The sequence below is a fragment of the Flavobacterium sp. AJR genome, assembly GCF_002156885.1.
GTDB lineage: Bacteria > Bacteroidota > Bacteroidia > Flavobacteriales > Flavobacteriaceae > Flavobacterium.
Genome location: NZ_NCWQ01000152.1, coordinates 1 through 5,128, shown reverse-complemented (window position 1 = coordinate 5,128; position 5,128 = coordinate 1). Strand labels below are relative to the sequence as shown.

At 33.2% G+C, this 5,128-nt stretch carries 6 protein-coding genes; 4 read left to right on the top strand and 2 right to left on the bottom strand.

From position 1 onward, the window contains the following. Window positions 1–106: 106 nt before the first annotated feature. The 3 genes from B8T70_RS22945 (at window position 107) to B8T70_RS22935 (ending at window position 1,678) form a co-directional block, all read left to right on the top strand. Window positions 107–475: a four helix bundle protein gene (locus tag B8T70_RS22945; RefSeq protein WP_086896370.1), complete on the top strand. Its 369-nt coding sequence runs from the start codon at window positions 107–109 to the stop codon at window positions 473–475. Between the two features lie 148 nt (window positions 476–623). Then, complete coding sequence (locus B8T70_RS22940; protein ID WP_086896369.1) at window positions 624–1,094, top strand: FKBP-type peptidyl-prolyl cis-trans isomerase; 471 nt, start codon at window positions 624–626, stop codon at window positions 1,092–1,094. A 137-nt stretch (window positions 1,095–1,231) separates the two neighbouring features. After that, window positions 1,232–1,678 carry a GNAT family N-acetyltransferase gene (locus B8T70_RS22935; protein ID WP_086896368.1) on the top strand — a complete coding sequence of 149 codons (447 nt, stop codon included), beginning with the start codon at window positions 1,232–1,234 and terminating at the stop codon, window positions 1,676–1,678. Between the two features lie 122 nt (window positions 1,679–1,800). Here the strand turns inward: B8T70_RS22935 and B8T70_RS22930 are convergent, their stop codons facing one another. Continuing rightward, the gene (locus B8T70_RS22930; RefSeq protein ID WP_086896367.1) at window positions 1,801–3,351 is read right to left on the bottom strand and encodes an SDR family NAD(P)-dependent oxidoreductase; all 1,551 of its coding nucleotides are present in this window, start codon (window positions 3,349–3,351) and stop codon (window positions 1,801–1,803) included. Between the two features lie 203 nt (window positions 3,352–3,554). Here B8T70_RS22930 and B8T70_RS22920 point away from each other — a divergent pair, with 203 nt between their 5' ends. Then, window positions 3,555–4,334, top strand: coding sequence for an O-methyltransferase (locus tag B8T70_RS22920; RefSeq protein WP_086896365.1), 780 nt, complete (start codon window positions 3,555–3,557; stop codon window positions 4,332–4,334). An 81-nt stretch (window positions 4,335–4,415) separates the two neighbouring features. On the opposite strand, the gene B8T70_RS22915 is transcribed toward B8T70_RS22920, so the two are convergent. Further along, window positions 4,416–5,066, bottom strand: a complete 651-nt coding sequence (locus B8T70_RS22915) for a DUF6565 domain-containing protein (RefSeq protein WP_039111574.1) — start codon at window positions 5,064–5,066, stop codon at window positions 4,416–4,418. Between the last annotated feature and the right edge of the window lie 62 nt (window positions 5,067–5,128).

The window sequence follows — 5,128 nt, the reverse complement described above, 5'->3', positions numbered from 1 at the left end:
GGCTTTTTTGTTTTATTTTTCAACTTAAGGTTTTCAAAGCTTCATTTTAAATAAATTTGAAAGTTTTATCTTATTTTTATTTATTATACTTGTAAAAATTAAATTAATGGGATTTAAAGAATTATTAGCATATCAAAAATCATTTCAACTCGCAATGGAAATATTTGAACTATCAAAATCATTTCCTTCTGAAGAAAAATATTCCCTTACTGACCAAATACGCCGTTCATCCAGAAGCGTATCTGCTAATATTTCCGAATCATATCGAAAAAGAAGATATGTCAATCATTTTATAAGCAAACTCACTGATAGCGATGCTGAAAACTCCGAAACAAATGTTTGGCTACAGTTTTGTTTACAATGCAAATACATAAACAAAGAAACATTTGATAATTTAAACGATAGAAGCATTGAAATTGGAAAACTAATTAATTACATGATAAACAATCCTGGCAAATTTGGCTGCGTGATTTAGTATTAAGTCGCAGTTTTCAGTTCTCACTAGATAGTCAATATTAAACTACTAGTAAATAGTAAAATAATTACTTATAATAACACTGAGACTGAGACTGAAAACTGAGACTAAAATTATATTATATTTACACCTTAAAAAAACACAATCCATGAAACACCTTATACCTGCATTATTAGCCTTAACACTTTTTATCTCTTGTGCTAAAAACAAAAAAACAGAAAATACTGATGTTGTAGTTGACAATGTTGCCAAAAATGAGCAACAAATCAAAGATTATGTAGCTAAAAATAAATTGGATGCACATAGAACTGAATCTGGTTTGTATTATGTAATTAACGAACCTGGAACTGGAGCACAGCCAACCCCAACCTCTAATGTAACTGTAACATATAAAGGCTCATTTATCGATGGAAAAGTATTTGACGAAAGTAGCGCTGGAATTTCTTTTGGCTTAGATCAAGTTATTAAAGGATGGACAGAAGGTATTCCTTATTTTAAAACTGGAGGCAGCGGTACACTTATCGTTCCTGCTCATTTAGGATACGGAGACAATGATTATAGTTCTATCCCAGGTGGTTCTGTACTTATTTTTGACATTAAATTAATTTCAATAAACTAAGTTACTGCTTCACTGTTTATTTATTAAACTCTGAAAAAAATACTAAAAGCCTAGCTTTAATTAAATAACAAAACCACAACAAAGATCTAATTCTGTTGTGGTTTTATTTTATAAAACAACTATTCTAAAAACATAAAATGAAGACTGAAATACAACCTTACAATGATAAATTTAAAGAACAGATGATTCTTGTTTGGGAAAATTCCGTTCGTGCCACACATAATTTCCTAGTTCCATCTGATATTGATTATTATAAAAAAATCGTTTCATCTATCGATTTTAACTCTTTCCCCGTATTTTGCCTAACAGAAGCTGATACAGTTCTTGGCTTTATTGGTATTGCAGAGAATAAAATCGAGATGTTATTTTTAGCTCCAGAACATATAGGAAAAGGACTTGGCAAAACATTAATGAATTTTGCTATCAATGAACTTGATGTTAACAAAGTTGATGTTAACGAACAAAATCATAATGCGATTAATTTTTATTCCAAATTTGGTTTTCTACCATACGACAGAACTGATAAAGATGATGAAGAAAAAGAGTATCCTATTTTAAAAATGAAACTGGAAATCAAAAAATAACAAATTGTAATTTAGATAGCATCATCTATTCAAGCAAAAAGCCAGAACAAAATTTAATTCTGTTGTGGCTTTTTCATTATGAAGTAAAAAACTGAGACTGTGACCGAGACTGAAAACTAATTCTACCAAGGAATCGGATTATAGTCTTTTAAGAATTTTCCGCACCAGTGTTTTCCTGTATTGATTCCGTCGAATAAAGGATCCATTACACGTGCCGCACCATCTACAATATCAAGCGGTGGCTGAAAATCTTCTAATTCTTGTTTCTTTTTGGCTAATTCGGCAGGATCTTCGTCGGTTACCCAACCTGTATCTACAGCGTTCATAAAAATACCATGTTTTGCCAATGTTCCCGATGAGGTATGCGTTAACATATTCAAAGCCGCTTTTGCCATATTGGTATGTGGGTGACGGTCTTCTTTAAAAAAGCGATGAAACTTCCCTTCCATAGCCGAAACATTTATAATGTGTTTTTTACCCGTATTGTCTTTCTTCATTACTTCCGAAAGGCGATTGCATAAAACAAAAGGTGCAACAGAATTCACCAATTGAACCTCGATCATCTCGGTCGTTTCTATTTGTCCCAATCTTAAACGCCAGCTATTTGTTTTACGTAAATCTACTTGTTGTAAATCGGCATCGAGTTCTCCTTCCGGAAAAACTTCATTTGCTACAAGCGCATTATCAAAAGAATAAGGAATCTGAGATAATTTAGCCGAAGCACGTAAACCAATTCCTGGTTCAGGTCCATGCCATGTTACTGGCATATTTTGATTAGAAGAAGCTCCCGAAGTCAATACCTTTAATTCATCCAAACAATTGGTATGATCAAGTAATAATTCTTGCGCTTGTTTAGGCAAAGAACTTATGGCGCGCTCTTCGTTTTCCATTAAATGCGTATAGAATCCAGCTGGACGCCTCACTGTTTGCGCAGCATTATTGATAAGAATATCCAATCGTTCGTACTTTTGCTCAATAAAATTACAGAAAATCTCCACACTAGGAATATGTCGTAAATCTAATCCGTGAATTTTTAAGCGATGTCCCCATTCCATGAAATCTTCTTCTTTAGAAAATCGCAGGGCAGAATCTACAGGGAAACGAGTTGTCGCAATAACAGTTGCTCCACCACGCAAAAGCATCAAAGTAATATGATACCCAATTTTTAAACGAGAGCCCGTTATAACAGCTACTTGCCCTTTTACATCTGCGGTCTGGAAACGTTTAGCATAATTAAAATCGCCACAATCAGTACACATAGTATCGTAAAAGTGGTGCATCTTTGTAAACCCCGTTTTACATACATAACAATTTCTAGGCGTTTCTAGTTCCAATTGTTCCTTATGAGCAAGATCATTATAAGCCAATAATTTTGGCGCAACAAATATACTTGCTTCACGAGCATGACGAATTCCAGTTTCTTTACGAGCCGTTTTATCTTTCTTTTCCTTTTTACGTTTGGCAGCTTCCTTCCCGTCTTTAATTCGTCGGGAGAACTCACCTCTGTCTGGTCTGGAAAACATACCTGCTTCTTTAAGCAATGCAATTCTTTGCTCTTTAGGAATATCAAATATTTGATCTGTATCAGTATTTAATTGTGCCAAAACAGCAATGCATCGGTCTATTTCTTCCGAAGTTATTGTATTCTTAATTTCTATTTCTTCCTTCGTCATCATAAAAAATGCGTATTACTATTAGCTCAATTTTAAAAGTGCGCAAATATAGGCTTTTTATAGTCTGAAAGTCGAAAGTTTGAAAGTCATAAAGTCTCCACTTTTTATTTCCAACTTCTCCCCTTTCACTTCTAACTTTATGACCTTTGACTTTTAGACTTTCGACTTTTTTGTATCTTCGCACCTACTTTGCAAAACCCCTTATGTTATTTCAAATAAAATCATACCTTAAATTCCTTTGGAATTCCAAAAATGAACATGCTGTGCATTCGCCTTTTGTGTTTAATTTATTGACTAAATGTTTTTATGACAGAAAAACAAAACCCGAATATGCGATTCTTAAAAATTATCGCAAATCCTTTTTACAAAATAAAAATACGATCGAAGTGACTGATTTTGGCGCTGGTTCCAGAGTTTTTAAAAGCAACACAAGGCAAATCTCGAAAATTGCTTCAACAGCCGGAATTTCTCCAAAACGAGCAAAATTACTATTCCGAATTACAGCTTACTTTAAACCAGACGCTATTCTGGAAATAGGAACTTCTTTAGGATTAGCAACCTCTGCCCTAGCCTTAGGCGCTCCAAAAGCAAAAGTTACAACACTCGAAGGTTGCTTTGCAACAGCATTGGTAGCCAGAAACGGGTTGCAACAATTTAATTGTAGTAATGTAGAATCGATTGTAACCGAATTTGAAAGTTATCTGAACAATTATCAATTATCAACTACTAATTATCAATTAGTTTATTTTGATGGCAATCATTCTAAAAAAGCAACTTTAGATTATTTTGAGTCTTTACTTCCAACAATTACTAATGATACCGTTTGGATTTTTGATGACATTCATTGGTCTCCAGAAATGGAAGAAGCCTGGGGAATCATAAAAAATCATCCAAGAGTAAAAGTTACCATCGATACGTTTCAATGGGGATTCGTATTTTTTAGACGCGAACAAGAAAAAGAACATTTTATTATCAGGGTATAAAAAAATGGCAATCATTCCTGACTGCCATTTCATTCAAAATTCAAAATTCAACCTAATTCTAATATAAAATACTCAATTAACTTACTTTTTTGCTTCAGCGGTTTCTTCAGATTTTGCCCCCATTCTATTTAATGTATACATTGGTGCAAACTTCAATTTCAACCCAGCAATTTTTCTATTATCTTCAGCCGTAAGTCCTTCTTTTTCAACAGTATTCTTACGACTATCTAGTGCTTCGTACATCATTTTAACTTCATCCCAATCTTCTCGGGAATAACTGTCTTTATTCTTTTGGGCAGTATCTACAAATTGTTGATAAACACTAAGAATATTTTTGGCATTTACCCAATCAAAATTCATGTCATTTCCAATTTTTCCTTCTCCAAATAAAGCATCACGCATTTTTTGTTTTGGATTTGGGGCAGTAAGGGCGGTAAGTTCTGCTTTAAAAGCCTCATATTTAGCTTTACTAGCTTCAATTCTTTCCTGAGCTTTTGCATTTTCTTTGATGTCAGCCAAAGCCAATTCTGCTTTCTCAGATTCTATTTTATACTTGTCTTCAATTGTGTTCCAATTGGTTTTAGCATTTTCTACAGTTACATTTTTTATTGAATCTACATACGCTACATAGGTATCAATAGTTTTTTCTGCTTGTGCTGCTTTTTCATCTTTACATGAAACAAATCCCATCGCAACAAATGCTATTCCGAATAATAATTGTGTATTTTTCATAATCTCAATTGTTAATGTTATCTGCCAAATGTAACACATTTTTTAAATAAAATTAAATATTT

What these genes read in the sequence shown, in the direction of transcription:
- B8T70_RS22940 (WP_086896369.1), top strand. Translation starts at nt 624, where the DNA reads ATGAAACACCTTATACCTGCATTATTAGCCTTAACACTTTTTATCTCT.
- B8T70_RS22930 (WP_086896367.1), bottom strand. Translation starts at nt 3,351, where the DNA reads ATGACGAAGGAAGAAATAGAAATTAAGAATACAATAACTTCGGAAGAA.
- B8T70_RS22920 (WP_086896365.1), top strand. Translation starts at nt 3,555, where the DNA reads ATGTTATTTCAAATAAAATCATACCTTAAATTCCTTTGGAATTCCAAA.
- B8T70_RS22915 (WP_039111574.1), bottom strand. Translation starts at nt 5,066, where the DNA reads ATGAAAAATACACAATTATTATTCGGAATAGCATTTGTTGCGATGGGA.
- B8T70_RS22935 (WP_086896368.1), top strand. Translation starts at nt 1,232, where the DNA reads ATGAAGACTGAAATACAACCTTACAATGATAAATTTAAAGAACAGATG.
- B8T70_RS22945 (WP_086896370.1), top strand. Translation starts at nt 107, where the DNA reads ATGGGATTTAAAGAATTATTAGCATATCAAAAATCATTTCAACTCGCA.